The organism is Geminicoccus harenae (genome assembly GCF_019800005.1).
Classification (GTDB): domain Bacteria; phylum Pseudomonadota; class Alphaproteobacteria; order Geminicoccales; family Geminicoccaceae; genus Geminicoccus; species Geminicoccus harenae.
On the sequence record NZ_JABGCL010000010.1, the window covers coordinates 49,837 to 65,999 of the forward strand.

The 16,163-nt window shown below is 69.4% G+C and carries 13 protein-coding genes; 9 read left to right on the forward strand and 4 right to left on the reverse strand.

The window, feature by feature from the left end; translation table 11 throughout:
* Positions 1–30: 30 nt before the first annotated feature.
* Positions 31–3,285, reverse strand: coding sequence for an ATP-binding cassette domain-containing protein (locus HLA95_RS11275; protein WP_255591832.1), 3,255 nt, complete (start codon positions 3,283–3,285; stop codon positions 31–33).
* Positions 3,285–4,175: an ABC transporter permease gene (locus HLA95_RS11280; protein ID WP_191060698.1), complete on the reverse strand. Its 891-nt coding sequence runs from the start codon at positions 4,173–4,175 to the stop codon at positions 3,285–3,287. Before HLA95_RS11280 ends, HLA95_RS11275 begins: the two co-directional genes overlap by 1 nt.
* A gap of 174 nt (positions 4,176–4,349) precedes the next feature.
* On the opposite strand from HLA95_RS11280, the gene HLA95_RS11285 reads away from it, so the two are divergent.
* Complete coding sequence (locus HLA95_RS11285) at positions 4,350–6,062, forward strand: capsule biosynthesis protein (protein ID WP_255591833.1); 1,713 nt, start codon at positions 4,350–4,352, stop codon at positions 6,060–6,062.
* On the opposite strand, the gene HLA95_RS28185 is transcribed toward HLA95_RS11285, so the two are convergent.
* Both HLA95_RS28185 and HLA95_RS11295 read right to left on the reverse strand, forming a co-directional pair.
* Positions 6,048–7,325: a glycosyltransferase gene (locus HLA95_RS28185; protein WP_222183360.1), complete on the reverse strand. Its 1,278-nt coding sequence runs from the start codon at positions 7,323–7,325 to the stop codon at positions 6,048–6,050. The two genes, HLA95_RS11285 and HLA95_RS28185, sit on opposite strands and share 15 nt — an antisense overlap.
* Positions 7,322–8,233: a glycosyltransferase family 2 protein gene (locus HLA95_RS11295; protein WP_191059191.1), complete on the reverse strand. Its 912-nt coding sequence runs from the start codon at positions 8,231–8,233 to the stop codon at positions 7,322–7,324. The genes HLA95_RS28185 and HLA95_RS11295 overlap by 4 nt, the downstream gene beginning before the upstream one ends.
* A gap of 132 nt (positions 8,234–8,365) precedes the next feature.
* Here HLA95_RS11295 and HLA95_RS11300 point away from each other — a divergent pair, with 132 nt between their 5' ends.
* From HLA95_RS11300 to HLA95_RS11335, 8 genes are all read left to right on the forward strand, one after another.
* Positions 8,366–9,034: an acyltransferase gene (locus HLA95_RS11300; protein ID WP_191059190.1), complete on the forward strand. Its 669-nt coding sequence runs from the start codon at positions 8,366–8,368 to the stop codon at positions 9,032–9,034.
* Positions 9,031–9,882: a class I SAM-dependent methyltransferase gene (locus HLA95_RS11305; RefSeq protein ID WP_222183362.1), complete on the forward strand. Its 852-nt coding sequence runs from the start codon at positions 9,031–9,033 to the stop codon at positions 9,880–9,882. Before HLA95_RS11300 ends, HLA95_RS11305 begins: the two co-directional genes overlap by 4 nt.
* A 2-nt stretch (positions 9,883–9,884) precedes the next feature.
* Positions 9,885–11,762 carry an NAD-dependent epimerase/dehydratase family protein gene (locus tag HLA95_RS11310; RefSeq protein WP_191059189.1) on the forward strand — a complete coding sequence of 626 codons (1,878 nt, stop codon included), beginning with the start codon at positions 9,885–9,887 and terminating at the stop codon, positions 11,760–11,762.
* Positions 11,763–11,771: 9 nt separating this feature from the next.
* A complete protein-coding gene (locus tag HLA95_RS11315; RefSeq protein ID WP_191059188.1) occupies positions 11,772–12,569 on the forward strand; it encodes an HAD-IIB family hydrolase in 798 nt (265 codons plus the stop codon).
* Positions 12,566–13,009, forward strand: a complete 444-nt coding sequence (locus HLA95_RS11320; RefSeq protein WP_191059187.1) for a GNAT family N-acetyltransferase — start codon at positions 12,566–12,568, stop codon at positions 13,007–13,009. Before HLA95_RS11315 ends, HLA95_RS11320 begins: the two co-directional genes overlap by 4 nt.
* Positions 13,006–13,950, forward strand: a complete 945-nt coding sequence (locus tag HLA95_RS11325) for a DMT family transporter (protein ID WP_222183364.1) — start codon at positions 13,006–13,008, stop codon at positions 13,948–13,950. The genes HLA95_RS11320 and HLA95_RS11325 overlap by 4 nt, the downstream gene beginning before the upstream one ends.
* A gap of 97 nt (positions 13,951–14,047) precedes the next feature.
* Positions 14,048–15,394 (forward strand): LLM class flavin-dependent oxidoreductase, encoded by a 1,347-nt coding sequence (locus tag HLA95_RS11330; protein ID WP_222183366.1) that lies wholly within the window; start codon positions 14,048–14,050, stop codon positions 15,392–15,394.
* An 11-nt stretch (positions 15,395–15,405) separates the two neighbouring features.
* On the forward strand, positions 15,406–16,161 hold the full coding sequence (locus tag HLA95_RS11335; protein WP_222183368.1) for a DUF427 domain-containing protein: 756 nt from the start codon (positions 15,406–15,408) through the stop codon (positions 16,159–16,161).
* Positions 16,162–16,163 lie beyond the last annotated feature (2 nt).

Consider the following 16,163-nt stretch of genomic DNA (forward strand, 5'->3'; position numbering starts at 1 on the left):
CCTGTCGAGGAAGACCGGCTGTCGTCATGCTCAGTCGCCCAGGCCGCGGCGCATCGGGTTGGGCTGGAAGCTCTCCGCATCCACGCCCTCGATCAGGCAGAGCAGGCAGGTGTGCTTGATCCGGAACAGCGGCCGCTCCCTGGCAAAATCATGGGCGAAGCGCACCACGCCCGGCGACTTCGCGGCATAGTCGTGCCAGAGCACCACGCCCCCGGGCCGCACCAGCTTCAGGGCCCGCTCCGTGTCGGCCATGACCGCGTCGTAGCTGTGATCGGCATCGACGAACACGAAGTCCATCGTCCCGGCCAGCTCGCCGGGCTCGAAGGTCTTGCTGTCGGTCCACAGCTCGTGGATGCGGGCCGCCTCCGGCCTGCCGCGGTAATAGGAGCCCAGCACCGGCGCGATACGCGGATCGGCCTCCGGCGGCAGGTTCAGGGTCCATACCTGCGCGTCGGGGGCGAGCGCCGCCAGATGCCAAGTGGTCCGGCCCATATAGGTGCCGACCTCGAACATCCGCCTGGCCCCGATCGCCTTGGCGATCGCCGAGACATAGAGCAGGTCGACCTGGTTCTCGTGGGCGCTTTCCTGATTGATGGCGCCGATCGGGACGCTCACCGCCTCGATGCCCTGGAAGATCTGCGAGAGGTGCAACTCGCGCACCCGCGAGGCCGCCTGCCAGGCGGCGAACAGCGCGTCCGCGCCGGCACCTGCGCCGACAGGTGCCTGCCGTAGATACTCCGCCCAGTCGAGCACGTCCTTGAGCCGCAGCGTCACCTGGTTGTGGACGTCGATGGCGGCGGGATTGCCCGATGCGCTGGCGAGCAGCGCATCGGCCCGGCGCAGGAAGCCCTCCGACCGCGCTGCCACCAGCGCCATCGCCTGGCGCTGGGCGTCGCTGCCCTGCCAATGCTCCAGCGCATGATCGACATGGCCCGCCAGCAGCACGGCCGGGCGGGACAGCTCGGCGAGCGAGGCGTCGGCGGTGGCGCGTTCGGCAAGGCGCGGATCGTCCGCTGCGAGATCGCGGCCCAGGCCGCCATCCGGCACCGGCACGCCCAGCAGCATCGCCAGCTCGACATCGGCGAGATTCTGCCGCGCCCGATCGAGTGCAGCGGTCAGCTCGCCGGCCATGCGGCTCGCCTGGGCGTCGCCGCCGATGTCATCCTGCAGGCCGCCGACCCGTGCTGCAAAGCCCGCCGCCCAATCCTGCAGCCGGCGGTACTGTGCCGGATCGATCGCCTCCGCCTGGGTCACCAGTGCCGCCGTCGCCTTCTCCAGGGCATTCACCGCGGGCGCCAGCCGGGCAAGCCGGGTCTGGACCGGCTGGCCGACCGGATCCGGCACCTCGTGCGGGCCGCGCAGGACCTGCGCCCGCTCGGCCTTGGCCTTGAGCCACGCACGCCGGAGCTCCTCGGCACTAGCACCGGCCGGCGCCCCGCGGAGGAAGTCGGCCTCGTCCAGGATCTCGTGCAGCCGCCCGGCGATCTGCCGGTGGGTGTTGCGCCCCGCCGAATCCTCCGGTGCGCCGGCGAGAATGGCATCAGTACGCTCGAGATAGGCCTGGGCACGAGCGGCGATGACCTCGACCGCCTGGCGCTGGTGCTCCAGCCCCTGCCAGCCGCTCAGCACCTGGTCGATGAAGCCGGCCAGGCCCAGGACCGGCCTGGCGAACTCGGCGATGGCCGGCCCGGGTTGGTCGCGTGGGGGGATCCGCGGGTCGTCGACCGGCAGGCCGCGCTCGCGCACGTTCGCCGGTAGCGGCACGCCCAGCAGCGCTGGAAGCTCCGCCTCGGCCAGATGGCGCGCTATGCGGCCGAACGTGGCATCGAGCCGCTCTGCAACCTCTGCGCTGGTCTGGTCGTCCTGCGGCAGGAGGGAGCGGAGTGCGGTGACCCGGGCCCTGCCCGTCGCGACCTCGCTGCTGAGCGCCGCATGCTCCGCCGCATCGGGTATTGGCTGGTTCAGCAGCTCCCGGGCACGCCCTTCCAGGGCGTTGGCCGGTGCCGCCATCGCCATCAGCTGCCCGGCTATCGGCTCCTTGCCGACCTCCACACGGGCTGGGGCCGGTTTGAGCTTGGCCGGCAGGCTGGCTCCGGTCGACATGGACCACTCATAGTCCACCAGCAGGTCGCCCGAGAGGCTGTTGGGCAGCCGGTTGGTCGGGTAGAACGGCCCCTCCACCACCGGCACCACCGCGGCACCCGCGACCTTGTCCAGGGTCAGCCGGTCGATCTGGAAGGCGATGTCGATCTCGTAGCGGCCCGGCATCAGCGGCAGCTTCGGGATCTCGACGAAGCACCAGCCCTCGCGCGCGACCTTGCCGTCCACCTTGCCCATCAGGTCCGAGGGCGTCGCGAACAGCCGCTGGCCGCGGGCATTGTTGAAGGCGACGTTGAGCGTCACCCGGTCGCTCAAGGGGGTATCGGCGTCGAAGCGGTAGCGCAGCGCCAGGCGCAGCGGCGTGCCGGAACGGGCGAACTCGACCGGCTTGCCGCTGCCGTCCTGGATCTGGACCTCCAGGAAGCGCACGCCGCCGGCACCGGTGCGGTCCTCGCGCTCGGCCAGCCCCCGCTTCTCTTTGATGCCGTGGACCAGCCCGTGATACTGCTTGATGACCTCGCCGGTCGGGCCCAGCGCCACGCACTTGCCCTGGTTCAGGAGCAGGGCGCGGGGGCATAAGGTCGCCACCGCGTTCATGTTGTGGCTGACGAACAGGACGGTGCGGCCGAACTCGGTGGTGAGCTGGTTCATCCGCTTCAGGCAGCGGTCCTGGAACTCCATGTCGCCGACCGAGAGCACCTCGTCGATGAACATGACTTCCGGGTCGAGATGGGCCGCGACCGAGAAGGCCAGGCGCACCCGCATGCCCGAGCTGTAGTGCTTGACCGGCTGGTCGATGTAGCGCTCGACCCCGGAGAACGCGACGATCTCGTCGAAGCGCTTGCGCACCTCGGTGGGCGTCATGCCGAGCAGCGTGCCGTTCATGAACACGTTCTCGCGGCCCGACAACTCGTCGTGGAAGCCGGTGCCGACCTCCAGCAGGCTGGCGACTCGGCCGCGGATGATCGCCCGGCCGCGGGTGGGCTCGGTGATCCTGGCCAGGATCTTGAGCAGGGTCGACTTGCCGGCCCCGTTCTTGCCGATGATGCCGATCACGTCGCCGGGATCGGCCCTGAACGAGATGTCGTCCAGGACCCACACGGTGCGGCTGGCAGCCTCGCCGCTCTTGCGGTTGAGGACATAGCTCTTGCCGAGGTTCTGGACCTCGATGGCGGGCAGGGTCATCAGAAGTGGTCGACGATGTCGCGTTCGGTGCGGCGATACAGGAACAGGGCGTAGGCCAGGAGGCACATTCCGGTGATGAAGGTCCATAGGATCGCCGTGAGCGGCGGCAGGGCCTGGCCGGTCAGCGACGCGCGGAAGCCCTCGATGATCACCGCGATCGGGTTCATCCGGTAGAGCCAGAGATAGTTCTCGGGGATGAAGCTGATCGGGTAGATCACCGGCGCGGTGTACATCCAGACCCGCATGAAGATGGCCAGGATCATGCCGACGTCGCGGTGCTTGACGCTCCGGGACGCCGCGAACAGGCCGACGCCCGCGGTCCAGATCACCAGCAGGAGCAGCCAGAGGGGCAGGGTGACGAGGCCGATGCCCGGCGCGGCGCTCTCGCCCTCACCCAGCAGGCCCGGCACCAGGATGTAGGTCGCCATCATCAGCACGCCGAAGGCGAAGGCCGCCGCCATGTCGGCGAACTCCACCACCAGCGCCACGATCGGCGGGACCAGGCGCGGGAAGTAGACCTTGGTCATCATCCCGCGATAGCTGGTGAAACTGGACGACACGCGGGTGGCGGCACCGGCGAAGAACAGCCAAGCGATCAGGCCGGTATAGACGTGCAGCGGATAGGGCAGGCTGCCGCGGTGCAGCTTCAGGACCAGCCCGAAGATCAGCACGTAGACCAGCATCTCCGAGAGCGGCTTGATCAGGAACCAGGCGCGCCCGAGCGTGAAGGCGCGGTAGCGGCCCTTGAGCTCGCGCCCGGCCAGGTAGCGGATCAGGTGCCGGTACGCCCACAGATCCCGCCACATCGTGGCGAGATCGGCCACGCTCTTGTGCTCGATCACGAGAGTCGGCTGCGTCTGGTCCTGACGCGGCGACTGGATGACTGCCATGGACGGGGGACTCTCGGTCTCTGATCAGGTCACGCGCACCGGCCGCAAGGCACCCGGAGCGGCAATTCTACCTGGGCGTGTCCGGCGCGATTGACAGCGCGCCTATCGCATGATCCTAGGCGGACATCAATTCCCCCCGCGCGTCCGGGTCACGGGCGCCAGGAGTTTCCGTCCTTGCTGCAGCGCCTGTTCCGCCGGCTCAAGGCCGAGGCGGCCCCTATCCGTGCCGCCGCCCAGGGTGCCCTGGTCGATTGGGCCAGCCTGATCGAGAAGGACCGCGCCCTGTGGGAGCGGGCCACGCGCCGGTCGCACAAGGGCAAGTCGGTCCTGATCGCCACCAACACCGGCGGCCACGCCCTGGTGACCCTGCTGGAGAGCGTGCTCGCGGTCTCCCTGGCACTGCGTGGCGCGAAAGTCCACCATCTCCTGTGTGATGCTGCCCTGCCTGGTTGCCTGCAGGCGATGTGGACCAACCTCAAGGGGCCGGAGGACCTGGTCGACCGGCGCCTGGCCGAGCGGCTGTGCAAGCACTGCTTCAAGACCGGCTCGATGGTGTTCGAGCAGCTGCCGATCGAGCACCACACGCTCGGCACGCTGTGCGATGACCGGGCCAAGGCCGAGGCGCGCCGCCTCGCCGAGACCCTCCCGGCCGACCAGATCCCGACCTATGTGCTGGACGGCATGGCGGTGGGCGACCATGCCAAGGCCGGTGCCTTGCGCTTCTTCGCCCGCGGCACGCTCGAGAACGAGCCTTTGGGCGAGCCGGTGCTGCGCCGCTATTTCGAGGCGTCGCTGATCACTGCGTTTGCGATGCAGGCGCTGTTCGCCAAGGAGCGGATCGACGCCGCCGCGTTCCACCACGGCATCTACGTGCCGCAGGGCATCGTCGGCGAGGCCTGCCGCAGGCAGGGCGTCCACGTCGCCAACTGGGTCGCGGCGTACCGCAAGAACTGCTTCATCTTCAGCCACCACGACACCTACCACCATACGCTCATGGACGAGCCGGTGTCCGAGTGGGAGAACCTGCCGTTCGACGACGCGCAGGAGCAGCTGATCGTCGACTATCTCAAGAGCCGCTGGTCGGGCACGCGCGACTGGATCTGGTTCCATGAGAAGCCTGACGAGGACGTCGAGAAGCTCATCAACGAGCGGAAGATCGACCGGAACAGGCCGATCATCGGCTGCCTCACCAACGTGTTCTGGGACGCCCAGCTCCACTATCCGGCCAACGCCTTCCCCAACATGGGCGCCTGGCTGATCGAGACGGTGCGCTGGTTCGCCGACCACCCGGAGCTGCAGCTCCTGATCCGGGTCCACCCGGCCGAGATCCGGGGCACGGTGCCGGCCCGGCAGAAGGCGGTGGACGAGATCGCCAAGGTCTTCCCGGTGCTGCCGCCCAACGTCCACGTGATCGGGCCGGAGGAGCAGGTCAGCACCTATGCGGCCATGCTGCTGTGCGATTCCGCGATCGTGTACGGCACCAAGACCGGCGTGGAGCTGACCTCGCTGGGCATCCCGGTGATCGTCGCCGGCGAGGCCTGGATCCGCAACAAGGGCCTCACCACCGACGCCCGCTCGGTCGAGCATTATCGCGAGATCCTGGGCGGGCTGCCGTTCGGCCGCCGGCTGGACGCGGCGACAGTCCGCCGGGCCCGAATGTACGCCTACCACTTCTTCTTCCGGCGGATGCTGCCGCTGCCCTTCCTGGTGCCGTCCAAGTCCAAGGCCATGTACGACCTGGGCATCACCAGCCTGGAGGAGCTGATGCCCGGCCACCATCCGGGCCTGGACGTGATCTGCGACGGCATCCTGAACGGGTCGCCGTTCATCTATCCCGCCGAGCTTCTAGGCCTGCACGACGCCGAGCCGGCGTCAGCCGCGGCCTGACAGCCAGCCCTTCAGCCGCCCGAGCAGGGAGGCCGCCGGCGCCGCCTCCACCCGCATCGCACGCTCGGCGTCCAGGGCCGACTCCCGCCGGCGCAGGGCGTGGACCGCGCCCTGCTGCCGCTTGACCAGCTCGGCCATGGCCGGGTCGGCGGCGAGCCGCTCCAGTTCCTGCTCGAAACCGGCCAGCAGCACGCCCGGGTCGTGAAGGCGCGGGTCGTAGCGCTGGCGGGTGATGCCGGCGAGATCGACCAGCCGCCGGGCACAGGCCAGCACGTTGGCCTCGGCATCGAACGGGACCGGTTCGATCCGACCGGCCCAGGCATCGTCCATCGCTTCGGCCAGCGCATCCGGGTCGTTCGTGCCGAAGAAGCGGGCGTCGGGCGCCTGCTCGCGATGGACCGGGAACTCCGCCAGCAGCAGCGGGCGGCCGAGGACCTTCGCCTCCTCCACCACCGAGCTCCAGCCCTCGAACCGCGACGGCTGGATCACCGCCGTGCAGTCGCGCAGCAGGGCCAACTGGGTGACGCGTGGGATGCGGCCCAGCACGTGGCAGCGCTCTGTCAGGCCGTGGTGCTCGATCAGCCCACGGATGCGTGCCTCGTTGTCCGGCCAGCGCGGGTCCTTGGTCTCGCCGGTGAACACGAGCTGGATGCTGCGATCCCGGCAGCGCGCCAGGGCTTCCACCGGCAGCTCCAGGTTCTTGTGCCGCCACCACTGATTGCAGATCAGCAGGTAGCGCTCCGGCGCCTCCTCGGCACGCGGCATGGCCGCCACCTCGCCCGGATCGACCAGGGCCGGGAAGGGCAGGCGCACGGTCGGCACCATGGCGTCGCCGACGATCCGGCGCGTGTCCGCCTCCGCCATCGCGGAGGAGACGGCCAGCGCCGGGGTGCGGGTCGCGAGCAGCCGAAAATGCAGGTCACGCCTTGCATATTCCGCCTGGTCGAACAGCTCGGGCAGGTAGCGGCACTGCCAGTCCGGGATCCAGCCGGCCCAGGGTGCCCCGATTGGCGCCTCGAAGAGCTGGGTGGCGGGATAGACCAGGTCCAGGTCGAGGAAGGCCGTCCGGTCGAACGGCTCGACCGCCGCCGCCAGGTGCCGGTTGGCCTCCGCGATCGGCTGGCCGCGCTCGTCCGCCACCAGCAGCACGACCTCGGGCCGCTCAGTAGAGGGCAGGCGGGACAAGGCGGTGGCCCAGGCCAGCACATAGTGGATGCCGCCGGTCCACAGGGGATTGCTCAGGACGCGCAGCCCGATCCTCACGACGCACTCGCCTCCAGGCTCTGCTGCCGGATCGGCCCGAACACCTGGTCCGCCGTCCTCTCCGGATCCTGCCAGTCATATTCCTGCCGGGAGGGCAGCTCCTGCTTCGCCAGTTCCTTCCAGCGCTGCACGTACACGTCCCGGTCCGCCGCCATGGTCGCGTTGTTCTGCACCCTCAGCGCCTCGCCGGGATCGACATAGTGCTCGACATGGGCGTCCGGCACGTCGTGGATCGTCCAGCCCTTGTCCCACATCTTCAGGCAGAGGTCGCTGTCGGCCTTGTAGAACCGGTACGCCTCGGCATCGATCCAGCCGACATCCGCCATGGCACGGCGCAGGAGGAAGCCATGGTTCACCATCATCCGCCCGCCCAGCGTCCTGCCCACGAAGAAGCGGCCATCGTCCGGCCAGTTGCGGAACGGGAAGGCCAGCCCCCCTACCCGCTCGCCCTTCGCCTCCAGTTCCGCCAGCCGGTCCAGCCCCGCCTGGAGTGCCCCCGGCAGCACCAGGCAGTCGTCGGAGATCATGCAGACGATCTCGGCATTGGCCGCGCGGAAGGCGAGGTTCATGAAGAAGCCCCAGCTGCGCTTGGGCAAGGGCCTGCCCTGCCATTCCCCGCGATTGTGCTGGACGATCGTGATGATGTCCTTCTGCGCGGTGAGCCAGGGCAGCGTCCCGTCCGTCGAGCCGCCGTCGATCGCCACGATCTCGACCTCGGCCGCCACCTGCTGCGCCCGCACGCTCTCGATCGCGGGTACGAGCAGGTGGATCCGGTCGAGCGTGCCCAGCACCACCGAGATCTTCGACAGGTCGGTCGGCCGGTGCGCGTTCGCCGTCGGCCGGGGCGTCGAGGGCTGGGGCGGCGGACCCCCGGACGTGGCGCGGCCAAACGGCCAGGTCAGGCGCATGAGCAGGACAGACTCGCGTTCTTGAACCGGTTGCCGTGCCCGTCTAGAACCTCTCGCGATGAGACGCCATCCGCGCCGACCATTTGGCGCCCGGGCGAAGATCCACCCCCTCGCGAACGGTCACCAGGCCGCATGCCGGCACTCTCTCCCTTTGACCATGCGTTCGCCGACGGGCCCGTGTTCCTGGAGCCGTCCGGCTTTCTCGCCGCCTTCAAGATGACGCGCTCGCTGGCCGCCGCACGCCGGCTGCAGGCGGTCTGGCGCTCGTTCCATGCGGCGGGGCAGCTCGGCCCCGACATCCGGCTGGGCCTGGATGCCCGGCTGGTCAACCGCAACAAGCGCGAGGCCGTCAGCATCGGCCGCCACACCGTCAGCCGCGCCATCATGCGCCTGGAGCCCACCGGCCGGCTCACGGTCGGCGAGCGCTGCTATTTCGGCGACGGCGTGCTGATCTCGGCGATGAACCACATCCAGATCGGCGACGGCACCCTGTTCGCCCATGGCGTGCAGGTGTTCGACAACAACACCCATCCGATCGACGCAGAGGAGCGCGAGCGCCACTTCGCGAAGATCCTGGGCTTGTCGAAGAACACCGACTATCGGATCGCCCATGCACCGGTGACGGTCGGCCGACGCTGCTGGCTCGGCATGAACGCCATCGTGTTCCGCGGCGTCACGATCGGCGACGATACCGTGGTGGCGGGCGGCTCGGTCGTCACCACCGACCTTCCCTCCGGCGTCATCGCCAGCGGCAACCCGGCCGTGCCGGTCCGCAACCTCAAGGAGTTCGTTGCCGCATGATCCGGCGCCTGTTCCGTTCCCAGCCCGCCCAGACCCCCGTCTCCACGCCCGAGGAACGCGCCGCCTGGGCCAAGCCTGCCTATGGCAAGGACGCCGCGCGCTGCGAAGCCGTCTGCTACAGCGCGGCCCAGGGCGAGACCGAATGGTACCCGCCGGTCATGGCGGGTGCCGAGACCTTCGCGCTCGATGCCGCGTCTGCCGAAACGCTCCGGCAGGCGCTGGAGATCATGGGCAAGCTCTCGCCCGACGACTACACCCGCTACCTGACCCGGTTCTACACCGAAGGCCTGAAGCGCTTCGGCGACGACTGGATCTATGCCGACATCGTGACCGTCCTGCTGACCATGTCCAAGGCGCTCAAGCCCCAGCGCTACCTGGAGATCGGCGTGCGCCGCGGCCGCTCGGTCTGCACGGTGGCGAGCCAGACGCCCGGCGTCGACGTGGTCCTGTTCGACATGTGGATGAAGAACTATGCCGGGATGGAGAATCCCGGCCCCGATTTCGTCCGCGCGGAGCTGAAGAAGGTCGGCCATACCGGCAAGGCCGAGTTCATCGACGGCAACAGCCACGTCACGGTGAAGAAGTACTTCGCCGAGAATCCCGGCACCTATTTCGACCTGATCACCGTGGACGGCGACCATACCGATCCCGGTGCCGCCGAGGACCTGGCCGACGTCCTGCCGCATCTGGCGGTGGGCGGTGCCGTGGTGTTCGACGATGTCAGCCATCCGGCCCATCCGGGCCTGGCGGAGGTCTGGCGCACGCAGGTGGCGAACGACCCGCGTTTTTCCGCCTGGACCTTCGCGGACGCCGGCTACGGCGTAGGCTTCGCAATCCGCAAGTACTGACGATGACCGGCAAGCGGGTCGACCGCCTGGCCCTGGTGACCGGCTGCTTCGGTTTCCTCGGCGGGATGGTGGTCGAGGAACTGGTGAAGGCGGGCTGGCGGGTGGTCGGGATCGGCCATGGCCGGCGCGGCCTGCCGCTCGCCACGGCGGTGGAGGGCGAGGTCACCAAGGCGAGCCTCCAGGAGCTGATCGCGTCCTCGGGCAAGCCGCAGCTGGTGGTCCACTGTGCCGGCACCGGCAGTGTCGGCAGGGCGCAGGCCGATCCGTTCGGCGAGTTCCAGCGCTCGGTGGTGCTGACGGCGGACGTGATCGAGGTATTGCGCGAGGCGGCGCCGGACGCGGTGCTGGTCTATCCCTCCTCCGCGGCGGTCTATGGCGAGAGCGGCCACCCGGCCGCCGAGGACGATCCGCTACGGCCGGTCTCGGTCTATGGCAGCCACAAGGTCGCCTGTGAGGAACTGCTGCGCTCGGCCGCACGCGACCTCGGGCTCAAGACCCGGATCGTGCGCTTCTTCTCGCTCTATGGCGAGGGGCTGCGCAAGCAGCTGCTCTGGGACACCTGCGTCAAGCTCGCGGACGGCCGGCTCGACCTGCCGATGTTCGGCACGGGCGAGGAGACCCGCGACTTCATGCACGGCCGGGATGCCGCGCGGCTGATCGTGCGGCTGGCCGATCCCAGGCTCGGCGACTGCGTGCTGGTCAATGGCGGCACCGGCACGGCCACCACGGTGCGCGCGATCGCCGACCGGCTTGCCACCGCGACCGGCAGGTTCGTCAGCCTGAGCTTCGATGGCCAAGAGCATCGCGGCAACCCGAAGAGCCTGGTCGCCAACGCCGACCGGATGACCCGCGAGCTGGGCTTCCGGCCGGGCGTGGCGCTGGCCGAGGGGATCGGCCTCTACGCCCGCTGGGCGCTCAACGAGCTCGGCGTGCGCGAGGGCCTGCGCCTGCCCGACCACTCCACCGCCAAGCTCACCGTCGTGGTGGGCACCTGCGATCGCTGCGGCGACCTTTCCGACCTGCTGGACAGCATCGAGACCCACACCCACGTGCCGCATCTGGTGGTGGTGAGCGATGCCGGCAGCACGGACGGCACGCTGGAGATGCTGGAGCGGCGCAAACAGGCCAACCTCGTGGTGGTCCGGGAAGGCGAGCGGCGCGGCCAGGCCCGGGCGCTGAACGAGGTCTTCGCCCGGGTCGAGACCCCCTATGTCTGCTGGGTGTCCGACGACAATCTGGTGACCGAGGGTGCCCTCGACCGGGCGGTGGAGATCCTGGAGAACAACCCGAACATCGGCATGGTCGGCCTCAAGGTCCGCGACCTGGTCGGGCCGTTCGTCAAGGCGCCCTATATCGGCGGGATCGGCGTGGCGGGCGTGCTCAACGTCAACCAGGGCGTGCTGCCGACCGAGCTGCTGCGCCGGCTGGGCGGGTTCGACGAGGAACTGCGCGACTACGGCATCGATCCCGATCTCACCCTGCGCGTGCTCAAGGCCGGCAAGGAGGTGGTGTTCACCAAGGAGATCGCGATCCTGCACCGGCGCGGCTGGCCGAGCGACCCGAACAGCCCCGAGGCCAAGCGCCTGGCCGAGAAGCACGAGCGGGCGCGCCGGCTGCTGGCGGCCAAGCACAAGGACCTGGGCGGCGACATCCGCGGCTGGAAGCTGAAGCTCTATGCCTGGAAGCTCCTGCGGGCCGTGCCCTTCCTGCGCCCGCGCCTGAACATCAATGCGCTGGAGCCGGTGCTGGGCCACACCCCGCGCGACTGGCACAATGCCTTCAACGCCCGCTGGATCCACCCGCTGGACCCGCTGCGCTGCCGCTCCAAGCATTATCACCTGGTCCAGCGGATGCGCCCGAGCACCGAGGCGGCTTCCTAGGAGAACGACATGCAACCCCTGGCCGCGATGCCCGCTGCCACCCGAAGCGCCTGTGCCGGCCTGTTCACCGACATCGACGACACGATCACGACGGAGGGGCGGCTGACACCTGCGGCCTATGCGGCGCTGGGCCGGCTGCAGAAGGCGGGGATCACGGTCGTGCCCATCACCGGTCGGCCGGCCGGCTGGTGCGACATGGTGGCCCGTTTCTGGCCGGTCGACGGGGTGGTCGGCGAGAACGGGGCCTTCTCCTTCCGCTACGACCACAGGCAGCGCCGGATGATCCGGCGCTTTGCCCAGGACGAGGCGGTGCGTGCCGCCAATCGCGCACGGCTGGTGGCGATCCGCGAGCGGGTGCTGGCAGAGGTGCCGGGTGCCGCCGTCGCCTCCGACCAGCTCTACCGTGAGACCGATCTGGCCATCGACTTCTGCGAGGACGTCCCGCCTTTGCCGCGCGAGGCGGTCGACCGGATCGTCCAGATCTTCGAGGAGGCCGGTGCCGTGGCCAAGGTCTCCTCGATCCACGTGAATGGCTGGTTCGGCGACCACGACAAGCTGACCATGTCCAGGATCTTCGCCCTGGAGGCGCTGGGCATCGACCTGGCGGCGGAGCGGGAGCGCTTCATCTATGCCGGCGACAGCCCGAACGACGCGCCGATGTTCGGCTGGTTCCCCAACGCGGTGGGGGTCGCCAACGTCCTGCGCTTTGCCGACCGCATGCCGGCCTTGCCAGCCTATGTCACTCCGTCCGAAGCTGGTGCCGGTTTCGTCGAACTGGTCGACGCCATCCTGGAGGCCCGTGCATGACCCGCATCGTCCCGATCACGCCGGAGCATCGGGACGAGTGGGAGTGCCTCTACGCGGCCTACGCCGCCTTCTACAAGGTCGAGCAGACGCCCGAGATGCGTGCCCGGGTGTGGGGCTGGCTGCAGGACCCGGACCATGAGGTGACCGGCTTCCTGGTCTTGGACGACAACGGCAAGCCGATCGCACTGGCCCATTTCCGCCCCTTCGCCCGCCCGCTCGCCGCCAGCACCGGCGGCTTCTTCGACGACCTGTTCGTCGACCCTGCGGCCCGCGGCTCCGGTGCCGCGCAGGCGATCTTCGCCGCGATTGCCGAAGAAGGCCGGAAACGTGGCTGGTCGGTGATCCGCTGGATCACCGCGGAGGACAATTACCGCGCACGCAGCGTCTATGACCGGGTAGGCGTGAAAACCAAGTGGGTAACGTACGACATCCCGCTGTGAGCCTCCGGCGGCAGGCCGTCCCGGTGCTCGCGGCGGTTCCGGACAGCGCCGCCTATCGCCAGGGCGTCCTGCTCGTGGTGCTGGCCACCTGCTTCTTCAGCCTGTCCGGCGTGCTCGTGCGGCTGACGGAGGCGGCCGGGAGCTGGCAGATCATCTTCTACCGCTCGCTGGCACTCACCGGCACCATGCTGGCCCTGCTCGCGATCCACTATCGCCACCGGCTGGTGGCCGCGATCCGCGAGGCCGGCTGGGACGCGCTCCTGGCCGGTGCCGCCTCCTGCGGCACGCTGGTCCTGTTCATCCTGTCGCTCGAGACCATCACGGTCGCCAACGCGCTCTTCATGTCCGGGGTAGCGCCCTTCGTCACCGCCCTGCTCGGCCGGATGTTCCTGAAGGAGCCCATCCCGGCCGTCACCTGGGTCGCGATGATCATGGCCATGGCCGGCATCCTGGTGATGGTCGAGGGTGCAGTGAGCTTCGACCGGCTGGTCGGCAACCTGCTGGCTCTGGGCAGTGCCATCTGCTTCGCGCTCATGAGCTTTTTCCTGCGCCGGGGCCGGCAGGGCGACATGCTGCCGGCCAGCCTGGCCTCCGGCGTGATCTCCTCCCTGCTGGCACTGGCCGTCCTGCTCGGCAGTGCCGGGGGCATCGGTACCGGCTTCGCCGTCACCGGCCGCGACCTCGCCTTGTGCGTGACCATGGGCGTGGTCCAGCTGGGCCTGGGCATGGTCTGCTACACGCGCGGCGCGCGGCACATGCCGGCCGCTCAGTTGCAGCTCGTCGCCATGGCCGAACTGGCCCTCTCGCCCTTGTGGGTCTGGCTGGTCGTGGCGGAGGTGCCGCCGCCGGCGGTACTGCTAGGCGGCATGCTGATCCTGGCGGCGACCTTCGTCCAGGCGATCGCCGGCAGCTGGAGCAGGCAGCCGGCCGGCACGGCCTGATCGCCGCCTCGCCGGTTTCTGCCGTCACCCTCCGGTGATAATCGGGCCGGGCGAGCTCATTCTCCTGCGGGGCCCAAGATCGGGATGACGTCCAGCGATGGCACCACGCAACTCGATGATATTGAGCGCCTTCTTCTTCAACCCGCAGGGCGACCATCGGGTGGCCTGGCGGCATCCGCACGCACCGGGCGCGGAAATACTGGACCTCGCCTACTACTGCCGGCTGTGCGAGACCGCCGAGCGGGCGAAGCTGGACGTGCTGTTCGTGGCGGACGAGGTCGCGATCTGGGACCAGTTGCCGAGCGGCATCGCGCACTATGCCAATGTGCGGCTGGAGATGTTCACCCTGCTGTCGGCGTTGGCCGCGGTGACCAGCGAGATCGGGCTGATCGGCACGGCGTCGACGACCTATAACGAGCCGTTCCACATCGCCCGCAAGTTCGCCTCGCTCGACTTCATCAGCCAGGGGCGGGCTGCCTGGAACATCGTTACCTCGGCCATGGACGAGGAGGCGCTGAACTTCGGCCGCGACCGGCAGCTCGAGCACGGCACCCGCTATGCGCGCGCCCATGAAGCCGTGGACGTGGTGAAGGCACTCTGGGACAGCTGGGAGGACGAGGCGCTCCTGATCGACAAGCAGAGCGGCTGCTTCGCCGACCCGGCCAGGGTCCACCATCTCGACCACCAGGGTGCGTTCTTCAAGGTCCGCGGCCCCCTCAACATCCCGCGCCCGCCGCAGGGCCATCCCCTCCTGGTCCAGGCCGGCTCCTCCCATGACGGCAAGGAACTGGCCGCCCGTCACGCCGACATCCATTTCGGCATCTTCCGCAGCCTCGACGAGGGCCTGGCCTACCGCGCCGACATGAACCAGCGCCTGGCGAAGCACGGCCGCGCACCCTCGGACCTGAAGATCCTGCCCGGCCTCCAGCCGATCGTGGCCGACAGCCGGGACGAGGCGGCGGAGAAGGCGGAAGCGCTGAAGGACCTGCTGCTCGACAAGGTCGCGGTCGACCTCCTCTCCTACTGGACCCGCACCGACCTGTCCCGCTACCCGATCGACGGGCCGCTGCCCGATTTGCCGGGCGAGGACGGGTTCGCATCGGGGCACACCAAGTTGGGCCTGATCCGCGACGCGGCGCGGCAGGGGCTCACCATCCGCGAGCTCGGCCGCAAGATGGCCAATACCGGCTCGGTCGCCACCGTCTCGGGCACCGCCACCGACGTTGCGGACCGGCTGGAGGAATGGTTCCTTGCGGGTGCGGCGGACGGCTATAACCTGATGTTCCCGCTCCTGCCCGAGGGGCTCGACCTCTTCGCGGGCCGGGTCGTGCCGGAACTGCAGCGGCGGGGCGTCTTCCACACCGACTATGCGCCCGGAACGCTGCGCAGCCGGCTGGGCCTGCCTCGCCCCGCCAACCGGTTCGCCGCGGGCCCGGCCAGCTGAAGGAGCCTCCCTTGCTGGACGACGACAAGCTGGGCAGCGGCGTCCTGATGGTCCTGCCCTGCCACAAGCGGGTCCGGGCCCTGTTCGCCGGCGAGGTCGTGGCCGACAGCCGCAATGTCCTGATCCTGCGCGGCCAGGGCATCCTGCCGGTCTACTACTTCCCGCGGATCGACGTGAAGCCGGCGCATCTGCGCTCGACCGGCCTGGGCGGCGGCCCCGGCCGGGCAGGGCCGATCGAGCGCTTCGACCTGGCCAGCGGGGACCGCGAGGTGCGCGATGCGGCCTGGAGCCACCCGCAGCCGGCCGATCCGGCGCTGGCGCCGCTCAAGGACTACATCGCCTTCGTCTGGGGCGCGGTGGACGCCTGGTTCGAGGAGGACGAGGAGGTGTTCGTCCATCCGCGCGACCCGCAGGTCCGCATCGACACGCTGCAAAGCTCGGCGCACATCCAGGTGGTGCTGGCGGGCGTCGTGCTGGCCGACAGCCACCGCCCGCTCGTGCTGGTCGAGACCAACCACCCGGTGCGCTACTATCTGCCGCCGGACGACTGCCGCCTGGACCTGCTGGCCTTCTCGCCCAGGACGACGCGCTGCCCCTACAAGGGGACGGCGTCCTACTGGTCGGCGGTGATCGACGGGACGATCCGCGAGAACGTCGCCTGGACCTACCGCAACCCGATCCCGGAGATCCCGCGGATCAAGGACCTGATCGCCTTCTATCCCGAGGCGGTGGACGCGATCCTGCGCGACGGGGAGAAGCTGGCCTGAAC